This window comes from Nonomuraea sp. SYSU D8015, assembly GCF_008065375.1.
In the GTDB taxonomy this organism is placed as follows: domain Bacteria; phylum Actinomycetota; class Actinomycetes; order Streptosporangiales; family Streptosporangiaceae; genus Nonomuraea.
In genome coordinates, this window is the sequence record NZ_VJYI01000034.1 from 55,885 (window position 1) to 71,747 (window position 15,863).

The following is a 15,863-nucleotide window of genomic DNA, read 5'->3' on the forward strand; positions in this document are numbered from 1 at the left end:
GGTACGCCGGTCAGCTGCGCAGGCGTGGCCAGCTCGACTTCGGCTGCCATCCGGCCGGAGGATCCTCCCCCACCAGCCCGTCCACGGCCTCGCGGAGCAGGTCGGCATGGCCGGTGTGCCGCCCGTACTCCTCGATCAGGTCGCAGACCAGCCGGCGCAGGCTGACACGGCGCCCGTCGGAGTAGGCGAGGTGGACGAGCTGGTCGAGCCCGCCGGCGGCCAGGGCCGCGTCGAGCTTCGCCCGGGACCGTTCGACGGTGGCGTCCCAGAGTGCGTAGAGGTCTTCGGGGCTGTCGTCGGCGGCCGAGGTGAAGTCCCAGTCGGGGTCGGCGTCCCAGTCCGCGGTGTCCCACGGCGTGCCGAGCGGCGCGCCGCTGAGCTTGGGGCCGAACATCGCGTCCTCGGCACGCGCGAGGTGCTTGAGCAGCCCGCCCAGCGTCAGCGAGGAGGCGCCGACGCGGGTCCGCAGCCCGGTCGCGTCGAGGTCGTCGGTCTTCCAGCGGAAGGTTGTGCGCAGGCGCTCGAGGGCGCCGACGAGGTGCTCGGCCTCGGTGCCCGCGAGGGGCGGCTCCCACCAGTAATCGTCGTCAGCCATGCCGCAACCGTAGAGCCCATTCCGGACGTTCTGCGTCCGGAGCCCGTCAGAGCTCCAGAGACCGCTCCAGCAACTGCGCGCGGGCACCGAGATGGAGCGGCCGTGCTCTTGTGATACAAGCGGTCCGCGCGGTAGAAACGTCCGACCGTATGTGAGAGAGCGCTCTCTCGCGGGTCCGGCGGTGTCCGGCCGCCCGTCTGAGAACCCCCTCGGCCGAGCGCTGCAGAGGCAGCGGAAAGGACGGACCGTATGACGACCCAGCCTCCCGGGGACGGGAGTCTCACGAGGCGGCGCCCCGGCCGCCTGCCCATCGGCCGGGCATTGACGTTCGGTCTCGTACTGGCGACCGCCGTCATGACGGCGGGAACGCCCGCCACCGCCGCATCGACGACCCCCGGCGTCCCCGATCTCGGGCCGAACGTCACCGTCTTCGACCCGAGCATGCCGGTCGGCGAGATCCAGGCGACCCTCGACGCGGCGCACGCCGCCCGGGTCGACGACGAGATGGGCAGCGCGCGCCATGCGTACCTCTTCAAACCCGGCACGTACGGCACCGCCGAGCAGCCGCTCCAGATCAAGGTGGGCTACTACACCGAGATCGCCGGCCTGGGCGCCTCGCCGACCGACGTCGTCATCAACGGCAAGGTCGAGGTCTACAACCGCTGCCTGGCGGACGGCGGGACCTCCAACTGCCTCGCGCTCGTCAACTTCTGGCGCACCCTGTCCAACCTGTCGATCAACGTCAACGCCGCCGGTCAGGACGGCTGCAGGTCGTCGGCGAACTTCTGGGCCGTCTCCCAGGCGGTGTCCCTGCGCCGGCTCAACGTCGGCGGCGGCAACCTGTCGCTGATGGACTACTGCACCGCCGGCCCGCAGTACGCCAGCGGGGGCTTCATCGCCGACTCCAGGCTGCCGTCCGTCGTCAACGGCTCGCAGCAGCAGTGGCTGACCCGCAACAGCGAGGTCGCCGGCTGGTCGAACGCCGTGTGGAACCAGGTCTTCTCCGGCGTCGCCGGCGCACCGGACGACGCCGCGTTCCCGAACCCGCCCTACACCACCCTCGACACCACGCCCGTCAGCCGCGAGAAGCCGTACCTGTACGTCGACGCGCAGGGCAGGTACAAGGTCCGCGTGCCCGCCGCCCGGAAGGACACACGCGGCGTCTCGTGGGCCGACGGCATGACGCCGGGCCGCACGCTGCCGATCAGCGACTTCTTCGTCGCCAAGCCGTCGGATCCGGTGCAGGTCATCAACCGCCAGCTCGCGCGCGGCAAGCACCTGCTGCTCACGCCCGGCGTGTACGACATCGCGCGGAGCATCGAGGTCAAGCGCCCGAACACGGTCGTCCTCGGTCTCGGGCACGCCACGCTCACCGCCGTCCACGGCTCGACCCCGCTCGAGGTCGCCGACGTGCCCGGCGTCGTCGTCGCCGGCGTGACCGTCGACGCCGGTCTCGAGAAGTCGCCCGTGCTGCTGAGGGTGGGCAAGAAGCACGGGCCGCGCTGGAGCTCGGCGGACAACCCGACGACCCTGTCGGATGTGTACTTCCGGGTCGGCGGGCCGCACGTCGGCAAGACCGACCTCGCGCTCGAGGTCAACAGCGACCACGTGCTCATCGACCACACCTGGGTGTGGCGCGCCGACCACGGTGTCGAGGGCTTCACCGACACCCAGCGCTGGAACACGAACGTCGGCCGCAACGGCGCCGTCATCAACGGCGACCACGTGACCGCGACCGGCCTGTTCGTCGAGCACTTCCAGCAGTACAACACCGTCTGGAACGGCGAAGACGGCACGACGATCCTGTACCAGAACGAGCTGCCGTACGACCCGCCGACCCAGGCCGACTGGATGAACGGCGACGTCGAGGGCTGGGCCGGCTACAAGGTCGGCGACCGCGTGAAGACTCACCGCCTCTACGGCGGCGGGGTCTACGTCTTCAACCAGAACAACCCGCAGATCCACACCGAGAACGGCTTCGAGGTTCCTCAGACCCCGGGCGTCCGGCTGCACCACATCATGACCGTCAACCTCAGCGCCGGCACGATCGACCACGTCGTCAACGGCGTGGGCGACGCGGCCGACACGACCAAGGTCGGTGTGCCGGTGTACATCACGGATTACCCGGCCCCGTAGGGCGGACCGCCCCGGTGGGCCGGAGTCCCCGGCCCACCGGACCGCTCACGCCTGCAAGCCGAAGAGGACCCAGGACTCCCCCTGAGCCAGGCCGGCCAGCTCGCGGCCGCACTCCCGCAGCGCCTGCGGGCCCGAGGTGATGTGCGCCGTGCCGGCGTGGACGTCCCTGAACAGCCGCTGCATCAGCCCGTCGCGCAGCGCCGAGGTGCCCACGGAGGCGTGGACGAACCGGGCCACCTCGGCGACCGTCCACGTGATGTGGTTGAGCGCCAGCCGCGCCATCGTCTCCTGGCGCACGTCGAGCTTGCGGCCCGCGTCCAGGGTGCGCTCCACGTCGTCCCAGGTCTCGCGCACCAGGGCCGTGGCGGCGCGGAGCTTGGCCTCGGCGCGGGCGAAGTCGGCGTGGAAGGCGTGGCTGTCGGCGATCTGGCCGGGCCGCCCGGCCCGTGCACCGACGTGGCGGATCAGCTCGGCACGAAGACGTCCTCGATGGCGTAGTCGATGCTGCCCGTCGCCCGCAGGCCCAGCACCTCCCAGTTGCCGAGCATCTTGACGTCCTCGACGGGGGTGATGAACATCCGGGGCTCGCCGGTGTCCTCCACGACGGCCAGGCTGTGGACGTATTGGGCGTGCAGCATGCCGGAGCCGAAGCTCCACTGCCCGCTGAGGCGGAAGCCCCGTCCTCGCGTACGGCGGTGCCGGGCCGGGTGCCCTGACCGGCGAAGAGTGGCATGCGTGGGCCCTTGTAGATGCGCTCCACGGCGTCGTCGCCCAGGTAGGCGCCGGCCGTGCCGTTCTCCAGCGTGGTGATCATGGCTACCCAGCCCGTGGAGGCGTCGGCGTAGGACAGCTCCGCGATCACGTCGAGCAACTCCCTGGGGGAAAGCTCGGCGCCGCCGAGCGGCGCGGGCACCCACATGCCGAAGATTCCCGCCTCGTGCAGGGCGTCCACGACGGGGGTGGTGAGTTTCCCCTGCGCCTCGGCCGTGCCCGCCTCGCTCTCGATCAGCGGGCGCAGCTCGCGGGCTCGCTCCAGCAGGGTGGTGGTGCCGGCCCGGTGCAGTCGGGGCGTATCGCTCATGTCCAGGTGCTCCTGATCGTGACGTCGGCGCCTTTCCTCCGTCAGATCACATAGGCGGCACCATGTCCATGGCAAATGGTTTTCCGGCACATCTCTGAATACGCGCCTGTAATTTGCGTGTGGCAGGGGAATGCATTTCGGCCACCACATTACAGCGCGTCATCACGTGATTCCTGTAATGCGATTGTGATTTGTGGTGTTGTCAAAAGCATGGTGACGATCAGGGACGCCGGTAATTCTGCGTACACCTGGAGGTGTCGTGTCCTGGCGTTCCCTCACCATCGCCGCGGCCGCCGTCCTGTCCCTGGTGACGACCTCACCCCGAGTCGCCGCGGCGGAGGACCCGCCGCCGCCCAGCGTCGAGACCCGAGCGGGCACGGAGGCGCCCGCCGAGGTCAGCGGCCTGGCCGAACCCGCACCGGCGGGTGATGCGGTCGCCGCGGCCGAAGAGCACCTGACCGATCCCCGCTACCACATCGACCCGGCCGACCTCGTCCCCTTACATACCGTCGTGGACGGCGCGGACGAGACGGTCAGGTTCGCGCAGCGGCACCGGGGCCTGCCCGTCGTCGGCGGCCAGTACCTGGTGCACTTCCGCACCGACGGCGGCGAGCGCCGGGTGATCGGCGCGGGCGGCCGCTTCCTCACCGAGCTGGACGTCGACCCGACGCCGAGGATCACCGCCGAGCAGGCGGGCAGGCTCGCCCGCGCCACCCTGGTCAAGGACCGCGCATCGGTACGGGTCATTCCCGGTGGCGGCCTCGTCGTGGTGCCGGACGGGAAGGGCGTGCTGGCCTGGAAGGTCACCCTCACCGGCGCGGACCCGGTCAAGAAGAAGCCGGTCCTGCTGGAGGCGTACGTGGACGCCCGCTCCGGACGGCCGCTGTTCGCCGTCGACCGGCTGCGCGGCTTCGAGGGCTCGGTCGTGGCCGGCGGGCAGACCGCCCGGGGCCGTACCGTGCCGCTGCAGGCCTACCAGCGCGCCGACGGCGTCTATGAGCTGCGCGACCGCTCCCGCCCGATGTGGAACGGCGTCACCGGCGAGATCCTGACCCACGACGCGGCCGGCGCCGACGTCATGGAGATCATGGGTGTGCCGCCGACCGGCCTCAAGCTCGCCGAGTCGCCCACGCAGGTCTTCGGCCCTCAGCACACCGACACCGGCGCGGTGGACGCCCACTGGGGCGCGGGACAGATCTACGAGTACTACCGCAAACTCGGCCGCGAAGGACTGGACGGCCGCGGCGGCACCATGCACTCCGTCGTCAACGTCACCGCCCGGGGCGAGCCGTACGTCGACGCCTTCTGGGACGGATTCAAGATGGTGTACGGCGGAGGCTACGGCGACTACTACACCCTGGCCGCGAGCCTGGACATCGTCGGCCACGAGATGACCCACGCCGTGATCGAGCACAGCGCCGACCTGCTCTACCTCAACCAGTCCGGCGCGATCAACGAGGGCCTGGCCGACTACTTCGGCAACGCCGCCCAGCTGGACGTCCTCGGCATCCCCATGAGCGATCCCGACGCGAGCCTGGTGGGCGAGGACGCGTGCAGGACCGGCCCGCCCATCCAGTGCGCCGCGCGGGACCTCGACGAGGACCGGCGGCTGCCGGAGGACTACCTCGGCGTCGTCTTCGACAACGGCGGCGTGCACTTCAACTCCACGATCTTCTCCGGCGCGCTCTGGGAGGTCAGGGAGCAACTCGGCGCTCGCTTCGACAGGGTCGTCTACAAGGCGCTGACCGAGTACATGACGCCGCTGGACGACTTCGCCGACGGCCGCCGCGCGGTCGAGTCGGCCGCCCGCGCCGCCGGGCTGTCGGTGCGCGACCGGCTCACGGTCGCGCGGGCATTCGACCGGCGCGGCATCAGGTCCGGCTGGGAGCGCCAGATCCGGGTCGACAGCCGCGTCGTGGTCGACCACCCCACCTATGTGTACGGCCCGCCCGCACTGGCAGGCGACCGGTACGCGATGACGAACGCCGCCCCGGACCCCTCCGGTCCCACCGCGATCTTCACCGGCCGGCTGCGCGGCGGGCCTCCGGTGCGGTTGTCGGACGACGACGGCCGCTCCCACTCGCTCCCCGCCACCGACGGCACCCGCGTGGGCTGGACGGCCTTCGCCCCCGGGCGGGGCACGTACCAGATCCTGACCCGGCCCCTCGACCGCAGCCGCCCCGCGGCCGTGGTGCACGAGACGGCCGCAGACGTCATCGCCGTCGAGATCTCCGGTGACACCGTCGCCTGGACCGGCATGGATCCCGCCACCGGAGAGTTCGAGGTGTGGCTGAAGCGGGGGGCGGCGGCGCCGGTCAACCTCACCGCGGCGGCGGGCGTCCAGGGCGAGTCGCCCTCGATCGCCGCGGGCAGGCTCGCCTACCTGCGGATCACGGAGGAGGGGGCCGTCCCGGTCGTCCGCGACCTGGCCACCGGCGCCGAGGTCGTGCCGGCGGGCGCGGCCCCGTCGCTGTCCTACCCGCCCGCCGCCGTCATGACCTCCAGATACGTGCTCTGGCTCGTCGACGCCGACGGCGACGGCCGCAGCGGGATCATGCGGGCGAACGCCGACGGCTCCGGCGTGACCCCGCTCGTGCCGGACGGGCCGGAGGCGCTGCTGGCGTTCGGCCTGGACGCCAACGACGAGGTCGTCACCGTCTCCTCCGCCGCCAGCTACGTCGTCACGAACGAGACCGTGAACAAGCTGTACCAGCTCCCGATCACGGGCGGGACGCCGGCGCGGTACTCCTGCAACAGCGGAGAGCAGGTGTTCTTCGCCTCCGGCGAGCGCGCCCGCGTCCTGTGGCTGGACGGCTCGGCCGGCGACGTCGACCTGGTCACCCGCGACCGGCCCGCCCGCCGCTGCTGATGTCCCACGCGAAGCGCCTGCCGCACGCCGTCGTGCGGCAGGCCTCACGTCAGTTGCAGGATGATGATCGCGACGCCGAGGGTCAGATCGAGGACGAGGCAGAACTCGGCGAGTGAGCGGGCCACGACCTTGTTGGCGCGCCAGACGATCACGTCTTGTATGCCGTGGCCGATGAGGGCGGCCGCGACCAGGTAGGAGCCGAGGGCCGGGGAGAGCGACAGGGCGACCACCGCGGCCGCGCCGCAGACCAGCATCAGGGGGATCTGCATGGCGGCGAGTCGTGGGCGGCGTGGCAGGTCGCTGACCAGGCTGAGGATGATGATGGAGGCCGCGCCGGCGACGAGCGCGGGCCACAGCTCGGCGTCGAGCAGTCTTACCACCGTCACCCCCACGATGCAGGCGCCGAGCAGGATCCAGGCGACGCCTGGCCTGCCGACCACCGCCGTGGCGAGGTAGACGAGGGCGGCGAGAAAGACGACGATGCCTTGAGCACGGCCGTCCTGGTCGTCGAAAACGGAAAAGGCCATGGCCAGCAGGCCCAATAGGGTGGGCCAGCGGTGCACGAGGAATGTCAGGGCACCACCCACCGACGAGCGGTCGGGACGTAAATTTGCTGGTGTCTGGGAAATGTCGGCCATGACGTCGATTTCATCAGCGGGCCCAACCGACGCCCACATCCTTTGACCGAGCGGTCCGAATTCTTGGGCGTCTGGTCCGATCTGATGCCCCGGCCCGCGAGGTCCGGTCAGCGCAGGGTGGCGGTGAAGGTGCGGCCGTGGGCGTGGCGGGTCGTCGCCTGGACCAGGGTGCCGCCGGGCACGCGGCGTACCGTCACCCCCTCTTCGGCCGTGTCGAGCCTCAGGGAGGCGCCGTGCAGGACGACGGTGACGCGGTCGCGTTTCATCGTGGGGTCGGACAGGGCGACGACCGTGCGGTCGCCGTACCGGACGATGACCGAGGCGGGGCCGTCGATCGACAGGCGCTCGACATGGCGGGGGCCGTCGGCGAAGACGTTGGCGGCGACGAGGCCGAGGGTCCTGTGTTTGATCGCCTGCACGTGGCGGTTGTTGACCAGGACCGTCAGCGGGCCGCGCGCGTAGCCGCGCAGGCGGGACTCGGTGGCGTTCGGGACCAGGGCGTAGGCGAGGGCGGGGGCTTCGCCGGTGGCGGGGTGGGTGATCGAGGCGGTGAAGACGTTCTTGGTGACGCTGGTGTCGGGGTTGGAGGTGCGGACGACGCGACGGCTGCGGGTCACCGTCTCCAGGCCGGCGGCGACGGGCTGACGGGTGAGGAAGGCGTAGCCGATCGCGGTGCGGCGGGTCTCGTTGGCGTAGCGCAGCCAGCGCGGGGGCGTGGTGTCGCCGGCCTGCCAGGCCCCGCCGTCCCAGGACGCTCCGGTGAGTGCGACCGTGTCGCCGGGGGCGGCGATGCGGCTGTCCACGGTGGTCACCGCGGCGCGGCCGCCCTGGCCGGAGACGCCGGCGGCCAGCACCACGATCTCGTCGTCCAGCATGAACCAGGACTTGGTCGCGCGGGCGTTCTGGTAGGCGACGAAGTCGTCGGGCAGGATGCCCGCCTGCTTGGCGGTGTAGGCGGCGTCGTCGGACTGGATCATGCCGGCCACGCCGTACGCATCCAGTGTCGCGCCGCCGGAGAAGGCGTTCCCGGCGCGGGGGAAGTACACGTAGGTGTTCTGGGACTGCGAGGACGACGTGAAGTTCAGCGGATGAGTCGGGTTCTCGTACCAGAAACGGCCGTACAGTTCGGGCACCGTCCGGCGCTCCTCCACCGGCGCGGTGATTCCGGCCAGCCGGTACGGCGAGACGGTCGTGTAGTAGTCGACGCCGAAGACCTCGCGCTGGTCCTCGCCCGCGAGGTAGAGATAGTAGGCGCCGTCGCCCTGGAACCAGGGCATGAGGTTCTCGCCGTTCATGTACTCGTATTTGCTGATCCGCTCAGAGCTGCGGGCCAGGGCGAAGGCGTAGCCGGGGCGGCGGTGGACGGTCCTGTCCATGGCGTTGAACGCCACGCAGCGCTCGGCCGGGTTCAGGTCGGCGGCCGGGATGGCGGAGTCGGCGCGGATGGCCGCGTAGCGGGCGATGCTGACCGGGGAGACGAAGGCGGCCGGGTCGGCGGCCGGCAGGAACTTGACGTACTTCTTCAGAGCCAGCGCCCCGGCGCCCGCGACGTGGTCGGCCAGGTCGGCGATGGCCTCCACGATCACGCCCACGTCGGCGTAGCCGGTGGTGGTGCGCGAGACCGCCCGCCCCTTGACGATCTCCATCATCCAGCCCTCGAAGATCAGCGGGGCGAAGCCGTCGCTGATCCAGCGGTACACGACGCCGGGCAGGTCGGCGGCGCCGCTCGTGGCGCCCTCGAGCATTTTGAGCGTCTGGACGACGCGGGTCAGCAGGGCGCGCCCGTACGAGCCGGTGTAGGCGACCGAGTGGTGCTGGATGAAGGAGCCGTCGCGGTAGTAGCCGTCGGTGACCCCGTGCTGGAGGTTGTACGGGTCGATCGTGGCGAAGACGGTGGCCTGGTCGGTGATGGCCTTGCCGACCCGGGCGTCGTCGCCGGTGAGCGCACCCTGGAGGATGCGGTTGGCGGTGATGTCGGCCAGGTTCGCCCCGGTGTGGAAGCGTGAGTCGAGGTCGACGTCGCCGTTCTTGCCGTTGCGCAGGTAGGCGTCCATGGAGGCGATGTACGTCGCCGTCAGGTCGGGCCGGTCCGCGCGCACCCGGTCGGCCAGCAGGGCCAATGTCCTGCTCACATGGGTGGAGATGCCGATCTCCCAGTTGTGCCAGTTGCCGTAGTAGCCCTTCGACTGGTCGCCGTAGTGGCGTTCGTGCAGCCACAGCAGGCCGTCGACCACCCGCCGCTGGGCGGTCGCGTCGTCGTTGAGCTCGCCGCCCGGTGTGCGGGTCGCGAGCGCGATCTCGTACAGGTACTGGAAGGCCAGTCGCAGGTTGGCGTCGTCGGTGCCGAGCCTGAGGCCGGCGAACAGCTCGCCGTCGCCCGCCTGGTCCATGGCGGTCAGCCGCTGCCTGGCGGTCGTGACGATCGCGGCGAGCTTGCCGGCGACCTCGGGCCGGGCGTTGACGTCCGGTGTGCCGGCGAAGATCGCCACAGTGTTGGCGATCAACCGCGCGTGATCGATCGCCGCCGCGGCACGCGACGGGGAGGCTGCGGCGAGCAGACCGGCGGCGGGGAGCAGGGACAGAACCTGGCGACGAGACATGTGCGGCACGGCGGGCTCCAGGCCGGTCGATCGCGGATATGCCGGGCTCACCCTACATGATCCCTTTCCGTCGGCCCAGAGATCAACGGGACGATCAGGACGGCTGGCAGCGTGGGCACCAGATGGTCATGCGGCCCGCGATACGGCGTCCGGACAGAGGTGTGCCGCAGCGTGGGCAGGGGCCCTCAGGGTCGTCGCGGACGCCGGTGAGCCAGGTGTCGCGCGAGGGCACGCACTCGGCCTTGATCGACTCCCTCAGGACCTGGCGCATCGCTTTGTACAGCGCGGCGCGTTCGGTCTCTTCCAGATCTCCCACGGCGCGCAGCGGATTGACGCGGGCGTGCCAGCAGATCTCGTCGGCGAGCAGGTTGCCGAGGCCGGCGAGGAAGGTCTGGTCGGTCAGCACCGACTTGAGCCGTCCGCGGCGGCCCGACAGCAGCTCGTCGAAGCGTTCGCGTGACACGTCGCGCGCGTCCGGGCCGAGATCGCCGATCACCCGCTCGGCCTGGGTCTCGTCGCCGGCGAGTCGGATGCCCTGGAGTTTGCGCATGTCGCGGAAGCGCAGCTCGCCTTCGTCGAACTGCCAGACGACACGGTCATGCGGGTGCAAAGGTTCGCCGGGGGAATGCCAGGACAGTGAGCCGGTCATGCCGAAGTGCAGCATCAGCACCGGACCGCCCGCGGGCGCGATCAGCCACTTGCCGTGGCGACGCGGCGGCTCGAACCGGTGTCCTCGCAACGCGTCGGCCAGTTGCCGCGGGCCGATGCCGCGTAGGACGCCGGCGTCGCGTATGCGTACGGACCTGATCGGCTCGCCTGTGTGCTCCGACAGCACCCGGCGGAAGCCCTCCACGTCTGGGAGTTCCGGCATGCGAATCTCCTGCCCACGGGGCACCGCCTCATCCCTGGGCCATGCCTGGAACGCGCAGGTCTCACGCGGTCTGGGGCGCGGAGAGGCGGTTGCTGAAGCGGGCGAGCATGTGGGTCTGGGACGTTTCGGGAACCAGGCGGCCGAGCAGCGGGGGGATGCGCCAGTTGGCGGGGTTGCGCTTGGCCAGCCGGGAAACCAGGGATATGTGCGGATATCGGGCCTTTTCGTAGGCACGCAGCCGGACCGCCAGATCGTCGCCGTCCTTGGCGAGCTCGCGTCCGAGCACCCACGCGTCCTCGAGGGTCTGGTTGGCGCCCTGGCCCAGGGTGGGCGGCATGGTATGGGCGGCGTCGCCGACCAGGGTGATGCGGCCCTCCCCCCACACCGGACGGACCCTGTTCCAGTGGTGCCCGAAGAACTCGAGGTTGTCCTCGGAGGCGGCGGCCAGCACCTCGGAGACGGGCGACGCCCATCGTCCGAACCGGCGTCTCAGCTCGGCCAGAGGCGAGGCGGGCCGCGGGTCGGCGGGTGACCAGCGCACGTCGAACCACCACTGCAGCAGGCCGTCACCGGCGGGCATGAGCCCGCAGGCGCCCTCCCGCCCCGTGATCATGAGATGGCGGGTGGTGTCCGTGATCTCGATGTCGATGGGGCTGAGGCCCTGCCAGGTGCCGAAGGTCGCCGGCTGGACGGTGCCCTCGCCCCACAGATGGCGCCGTACGACCGAGTGGTGACCGTCGGCTCCGACGAGCAGGTCTCCCGTGACCGTGGACCCGTCGCCGAAGGTCACGGTGACCTGACCGTCGTCCTGCGACACGCTCCGGCAGGTCATGCCGTAGCGGATGAGGTCGTCCGGCAGCCCGCCGGCCAGGCGTTCCAGCAGGTGGCGGCGGAGGATCGCCTTGGTGGGGAAGCCGAAGCGGTCGGCCGCGTGGGCGATGTTCATGCTGCCGCGCGACCGGCCGTCGGGGGTTAACCCGTCGATCCTGTCGATGCGGGCGCCGACGCCGTCCAGGCTGACGCCGAGGTCGCTCAGTATGGCGTTGCCGTTGCACCAGACGAGCAGCGCCTTTCCGCCAGTGCGCCGGGCCGGAGCCTGCTCGTAGACCCGCACCCGGTGACCGGCGGCCAGCAGCGTGCGGGCGACGGCCAGGCCGCCCACCCCGGCGCCTATGACAAGGATGTCCATATCTCCTCCAAATCGGAGTATCTTCGATTCGAAGATACATCGGGGTGGAGTAGGTTGGAGAAGTGGCCCCCAAGCATCCGGGAGAAGCTGTTTTCCGCGAGTTCCTGATCGCGGTCCTTCTGCACAACGAGGCGGTCGCCGACCGGCTCGGCCTCCAGCCTGTCGACGTCGCCGCCGCCATCCTGCTGGAGATGCGCGGGCCACTCGCCGTGGGGCAGATCTCCGAGGAGCTGGGGCTGCCGTCCGCCTCGACGACCCGGCTGATCGACAGGCTCGAGAAGGCGGGGTACGTGCGGCGGATGCGCGGCGAACGCGATCGGCGTACGGTCACCGTTGAGCTGGTCGAGGGCGGCCTGGACGATTACGACGCCGCCTGCGAGGCGTCCAGGCGGCACCTGGACGCCGTCAGCGTGCATTACACACCGGAACAGGTGCCGGTGTTGCTCGACATGTTCACCCGCATCGCCGGGGCCTACCGATCTGCCACCAAGGAGCTACGGGACAAGGCCACCTGAACCACCGCACCATGGGGGTCGTGCAGCGACTTGCCCTCTTCGACCTCGACAGGACGCTCGTCGACCTCTACGCCGCCTTCCGGCGGTGGGCCGCCGAGTTCGTCGAACAGCGACGGCTGGAGCCCGAGGAGGTCGCCTGGCTGGTCGATCTCGACCGGGACGTACGCCCTCAGCGTGACCTCTTCTTCGCCAGAGTCCGCGAGCGCTACGCGCTGGCCGAGCCGGTCGGCGAGCTCCTGGCCGCCTACTGCAGACGCATGCCGCACCATGTGCGGTGCTACCCGGGCGTGCTGGACGGTCTGGCCGAGCTGCGGGCGCTGGGGTGGCGGGTGGGCGTCGTCACGAACGGCCTGCCGGACAACCAGCTCGGCAAGCTGCGACGCACCGGCCTGGCCGACCTGATCGACGGGTGCGCCGTGTCGGGCGCCGAGGGTGTCCGCAAGCCCGAGCGCAGCCTGTTCGAGATAGCCGCCCGGCGATGCGGGGCCACGCTCGCCGATGGCGGCTGGATGGTCGGGGACAACCTCATCGCCGACATCCAGGGCGCCCGGACGGCGGGCCTGCGGTCGATCTGGATCGACCGGGGCACGTGGCCAGGCCACCGGCATCAGGCGGACCACGTGGTCAGCGACGTTGTGGAGGCCATGGCCATCCTGCGGGCGGACACCAGGGACTGAGGAACGATCAGCCCCTGGTGCCCCTGTCACCGGTAGTACTCGTAGTGGACCCTGGTCTTGGTGCTGGGGCCGAAGTCGATCTCGCCGTCCTGGTGCTGATTCCACATGCGGGTGAGTTTCGACGACCGTACGGTGCACCCGGCCCAGCGGACCCCCTTGGGGCGGATGCCGCCGACGTAGTCGTAGCAGGCCCCGACCTTCTTGCCGTTGACCCAGAGCCGGGCGTTCAGACTGACGTCGTAGAGCCGCTTGCGGGAGAGGTTCTTGATCCGCACCTTGATGCGGCAGGTGTCCTCGCACTTACCGAAGGAGATCTTGTAGTCGATCAGGTGCGGGCGAGCTGTCGTGTCTGCCCCCTGAGCCACTGTGGACGCCGCGGCCGCCGTCGGCGCCACCGCGATGACCCCGGTCGCGGCGGTGGCCGCTAAGAGCATGCCGACAAGACGCTTGGTCATGTTTCCCCCATGGCCATGAACGGCCGCTTCCCCCGTTGAAAGCGACACACTCTCCTCGATTAACCATCAGGAGTGTGCGATGGTCAACATTCATCCCGACATATACCGAGATGATGCAACTTAGGGGGCAACCTCCTGCCTCAACGAACGCACGCTGCTGGTGAGCTACGCCTACGGCTCCTGCACCGGCGATCCGCTCGACGTCGGCCTGCGAGTCAGCGAGCCGGCCGCATGCCGTTCCGGGAGGAGATGACCTCGCCGGGGCGACGGCCGTCAGAGTCCGAGATCGTCCAGTTCCTTGTGCAGGTCGGCCCTGGGGCTCTGCTGCTGCGGGGAGGGCCGCGCCGCGCGGGGACGGGCGCGGTCACGGAACAGCCAGCCGCCCACGAGGCCGGCGAGGAAGCCGAACATGTGAGCCTGCCAGCCGATGCGCTCCTGGGGCAGCAGCCCGGCGAATTGGTAGGAGAAGGACAGGGCCATGACGACGCCGACCACGATGTCGATCAGGTGCCGGTCGAACGCGCCGCGTACCAGCACGTAGCCGAAGTACCCGAAGACGACGCCGCTCACGCCGGCGCTCACGCTGTTCGGGGCGGAAGTGAACCAAGAACCGAGGCCGCTGACCACGATGATGAATCCCGTCACACCGAAGAACTTGGCGACGCCCCGATAGGCGGACAGGAAGCCGAAGATGAACAGCGGCCCCGAGTTGCTCTGGATGTGCTCCCAGCTCCAGTGCAGGAAGGGTGCTGAAACGATGTCGGGCAGGCTTTCGAGGTCCCAGGCCCTGCGGCCGTACTCGTAGCTCAGCGCGTAGCCGGAGGCCCAGTTGAGGACCTGCGTCATCCAGATGACGGCCAGGAAGCCGACCATCACCCAGAACGCCTTCCGGGCTTCAGCGATCATGATCTCGGCCGTAGGGCCCTTGGCCTCCACCCCGTTCCTCCCAGGCTGTCCGTCTCATGCTCTTGGTCGCGCCGACGGGATCAGTATCGGGGTAAAAGATCACAAATGTAGCGGCAGAGTGGTACGCATGCTTTCCGCATGGACCGGATACGGTGCTGGCATCGCTTGATCGGAAAAGGAAGCGGCGGCGATGGTGTCAGAGCCCCGGTACGACGGTCTCGCCGACTGGTACGACGAGCTCAACGCCGCGTGGGCCCAGGACAACCGGGCCCCCCTCCTGGACCTTCTCGGCCCGGGAACGGGCCTCTGCCTGGATCTCGGCTGCGGCACGGGGCAGAACCTCGAGACATTGCGTGCCACGGGCCGCAGGGTGGTCGGCTTGGACTATTCCAGCGATCAGCTTCGCCTCGCCAATGACCGCCGGGTCCGCGGTGAAGCGCTCATCCGGGGAGACGCGGCGGCCCTGCCCTTCGCGGACGGCTCGCCGGATCGTACACCCGACATATCGGGAATCGGGCTGGCATCCTCCCGCGCCTTGGTGGCGTGAGGACGGGATCCGGCGGTGACTCGGCATGCGGCACATGCCTCTCGCCGAGATTGCTCAACGCCTTCGTCAGAGCGGGTCTGGAGATCGTCGAGGCCGCGGAGCCTTCCGGAGAGCCGGTGCCCCGCGTGCTGGCGCTGAGAGCCGTGACGACCCGGCGACCGACCTCGCCGCCGCGTGACTGATCCTCCCGGAGGCACCCCGATTCTTCGGCGCGGCCGGCCCACGTGGGACGCGCGGGCCGGGCGGCGCCTGACCAGGCTCTTTCATGACATCCGCGGCTCAGTAGATGCGGTACTTCTTGCCGCAGTTGTCGAACTTGCCGGCCCAGCAGGTGAAGGTGTAGACCTTCTTGATCCCGTGGCCGCTCCAGGCGCCGACGACCTTGCCGTCCCACGACTTGTTGAAGCGGTGCCAGCCGCCGTTCTGGTAGTACTCGAACCAGACCCAGCCCTTCTTGCCGCCCTTCTTGTCGACCCCGTACCACTTCGTGAAGACCTTTCCGCCCTTCTCCCAGGTCTTGCCGAAGGTGTAGGCCTTGTGGTCGCTGGAGAAGAACTTGCCCCAGCTGGTGCCGGTCGTGGAGTGGGTGGCGGCCTGAGCGGCCGGGGCGACGGCGAGGCCGGTGACGGCCATCGAGCCGGCGAGAGCCGCGATCGCAAGGGTCTTACGCATGGTGGGTTTCCTCCCCGTGTCGGTGCTGCCGGGTTCGTCCGGCAGCACGGACGTTACGGAGACTCCCAGCGATCAACTGTGGAGGAATCCACACATAGGACGTGATCAGCGC

Annotated in this window: 15 protein-coding genes and 1 pseudogene; 5 read left to right on the forward strand and 11 right to left on the reverse strand. The window is 70.0% G+C overall.

Features of this window, described 5'->3' with window-relative positions; translation table 11 throughout:
* Positions 1-10: 10 nt before the first annotated feature.
* On the reverse strand, positions 11-595 hold the full coding sequence (locus ID574_RS54320) for a mycothiol transferase (RefSeq protein ID WP_188196946.1): 585 nt from the start codon (positions 593-595) through the stop codon (positions 11-13).
* A gap of 249 nt (positions 596-844) precedes the next feature.
* On the opposite strand from ID574_RS54320, the gene ID574_RS54325 reads away from it, so the two are divergent.
* A complete protein-coding gene (locus ID574_RS54325) occupies positions 845-2,731 on the forward strand; it encodes an adenylyl cyclase (protein ID WP_223168073.1) in 1,887 nt (628 codons plus the stop codon).
* A 45-nt stretch (positions 2,732-2,776) separates the two neighbouring features.
* On the opposite strand, the gene ID574_RS54330 is transcribed toward ID574_RS54325, so the two are convergent.
* From ID574_RS54330 to ID574_RS63275, 3 genes and pseudogenes are all read right to left on the reverse strand, one after another.
* Positions 2,777-3,268 (reverse strand): acyl-CoA dehydrogenase family protein, encoded by a 492-nt coding sequence (locus ID574_RS54330; protein ID WP_223168080.1) that lies wholly within the window; start codon positions 3,266-3,268, stop codon positions 2,777-2,779.
* Positions 3,196-3,369 (reverse strand): hypothetical protein, encoded by a 174-nt coding sequence (locus tag ID574_RS61215; RefSeq protein ID WP_223168082.1) that lies wholly within the window; start codon positions 3,367-3,369, stop codon positions 3,196-3,198. Before ID574_RS61215 ends, ID574_RS54330 begins: the two co-directional genes overlap by 73 nt.
* Before the next feature lie 176 nt (positions 3,370-3,545).
* Positions 3,546-3,962: pseudogene (locus tag ID574_RS63275) on the reverse strand (acyl-CoA dehydrogenase family protein); the annotation flags it as partial.
* A 109-nt stretch (positions 3,963-4,071) separates the two neighbouring features.
* Here ID574_RS63275 and ID574_RS54340 point away from each other — a divergent pair.
* Positions 4,072-6,681 carry a M4 family metallopeptidase gene (locus tag ID574_RS54340; RefSeq protein WP_188196948.1) on the forward strand — a complete coding sequence of 870 codons (2,610 nt, stop codon included), beginning with the start codon at positions 4,072-4,074 and terminating at the stop codon, positions 6,679-6,681.
* Positions 6,682-6,725: 44 nt separating this feature from the next.
* Here ID574_RS54340 and ID574_RS54345 read toward each other — a convergent pair whose 3' ends face one another.
* The 4 genes from ID574_RS54345 to ID574_RS54360 all read right to left on the reverse strand — a co-directional run bounded on the left by ID574_RS54345 (position 6,726) and on the right by ID574_RS54360 (position 11,979).
* Positions 6,726-7,319, reverse strand: a complete 594-nt coding sequence (locus ID574_RS54345; RefSeq protein WP_188196949.1) for a hypothetical protein — start codon at positions 7,317-7,319, stop codon at positions 6,726-6,728.
* A 107-nt stretch (positions 7,320-7,426) separates the two neighbouring features.
* Positions 7,427-9,970: a polysaccharide lyase family 8 super-sandwich domain-containing protein gene (locus tag ID574_RS54350; RefSeq protein WP_223168074.1), complete on the reverse strand. Its 2,544-nt coding sequence runs from the start codon at positions 9,968-9,970 to the stop codon at positions 7,427-7,429.
* A gap of 43 nt (positions 9,971-10,013) precedes the next feature.
* Positions 10,014-10,790: an Fpg/Nei family DNA glycosylase gene (locus ID574_RS54355; RefSeq protein WP_188196950.1), complete on the reverse strand. Its 777-nt coding sequence runs from the start codon at positions 10,788-10,790 to the stop codon at positions 10,014-10,016.
* A gap of 61 nt (positions 10,791-10,851) precedes the next feature.
* Positions 10,852-11,979, reverse strand: a complete 1,128-nt coding sequence (locus tag ID574_RS54360; protein WP_188196951.1) for an FAD-dependent oxidoreductase — start codon at positions 11,977-11,979, stop codon at positions 10,852-10,854.
* 62 nt (positions 11,980-12,041) lie between these two features.
* Here ID574_RS54360 and ID574_RS54365 point away from each other — a divergent pair, with 62 nt between their 5' ends.
* The gene (locus ID574_RS54365; RefSeq protein ID WP_188196952.1) at positions 12,042-12,494 is read left to right on the forward strand and encodes a MarR family winged helix-turn-helix transcriptional regulator; all 453 of its coding nucleotides are present in this window, start codon (positions 12,042-12,044) and stop codon (positions 12,492-12,494) included.
* 20 nt (positions 12,495-12,514) lie between these two features.
* Entirely contained in the window at positions 12,515-13,171 is a 657-nt protein-coding gene (locus ID574_RS54370) for an HAD family hydrolase (RefSeq protein ID WP_188196953.1), read from the forward strand.
* Between the two features lie 26 nt (positions 13,172-13,197).
* Here ID574_RS54370 and ID574_RS54375 read toward each other — a convergent pair whose 3' ends face one another.
* Entirely contained in the window at positions 13,198-13,626 is a 429-nt protein-coding gene (locus tag ID574_RS54375; RefSeq protein WP_188196954.1) for a hypothetical protein, read from the reverse strand.
* Between the two features lie 273 nt (positions 13,627-13,899).
* Complete coding sequence (locus ID574_RS54380; protein WP_188196955.1) at positions 13,900-14,532, reverse strand: rhomboid family intramembrane serine protease; 633 nt, start codon at positions 14,530-14,532, stop codon at positions 13,900-13,902.
* Between the two features lie 190 nt (positions 14,533-14,722).
* Here ID574_RS54380 and ID574_RS54385 point away from each other — a divergent pair, with 190 nt between their 5' ends.
* Entirely contained in the window at positions 14,723-15,079 is a 357-nt protein-coding gene (locus tag ID574_RS54385) for a class I SAM-dependent methyltransferase (protein ID WP_223168075.1), read from the forward strand.
* 279 nt (positions 15,080-15,358) lie between these two features.
* Here the strand turns inward: ID574_RS54385 and ID574_RS54390 are convergent, their stop codons facing one another.
* A complete protein-coding gene (locus ID574_RS54390) occupies positions 15,359-15,751 on the reverse strand; it encodes a hypothetical protein (protein WP_188196956.1) in 393 nt (130 codons plus the stop codon).
* Between the last annotated feature and the right edge of the window lie 112 nt (positions 15,752-15,863).

Bases quoted from the DNA above. Each gene is read 5' to 3' on its own strand.
- ID574_RS54320 (WP_188196946.1), bottom strand. From the start codon at position 595: ATGGCTGACGACGATTACTGGTGGGAGCCGCCCCTCGCGGGCACCGAG.
- ID574_RS54325 (WP_223168073.1), top strand. From the start codon at position 845: ATGACGACCCAGCCTCCCGGGGACGGGAGTCTCACGAGGCGGCGCCCC.
- ID574_RS61215 (WP_223168082.1), bottom strand. From the start codon at position 3,369: ATGCTGCACGCCCAATACGTCCACAGCCTGGCCGTCGTGGAGGACACC.
- ID574_RS54345 (WP_188196949.1), bottom strand. From the start codon at position 7,319: ATGGCCGACATTTCCCAGACACCAGCAAATTTACGTCCCGACCGCTCG.
- ID574_RS54355 (WP_188196950.1), bottom strand. From the start codon at position 10,790: ATGCCGGAACTCCCAGACGTGGAGGGCTTCCGCCGGGTGCTGTCGGAG.
- ID574_RS54360 (WP_188196951.1), bottom strand. From the start codon at position 11,979: ATGGACATCCTTGTCATAGGCGCCGGGGTGGGCGGCCTGGCCGTCGCC.
- ID574_RS54375 (WP_188196954.1), bottom strand. From the start codon at position 13,626: ATGACCAAGCGTCTTGTCGGCATGCTCTTAGCGGCCACCGCCGCGACC.
- ID574_RS54380 (WP_188196955.1), bottom strand. From the start codon at position 14,532: ATGATCGCTGAAGCCCGGAAGGCGTTCTGGGTGATGGTCGGCTTCCTG.
- ID574_RS54385 (WP_223168075.1), top strand. From the start codon at position 14,723: ATGGTGTCAGAGCCCCGGTACGACGGTCTCGCCGACTGGTACGACGAG.
- ID574_RS54390 (WP_188196956.1), bottom strand. From the start codon at position 15,751: ATGCGTAAGACCCTTGCGATCGCGGCTCTCGCCGGCTCGATGGCCGTC.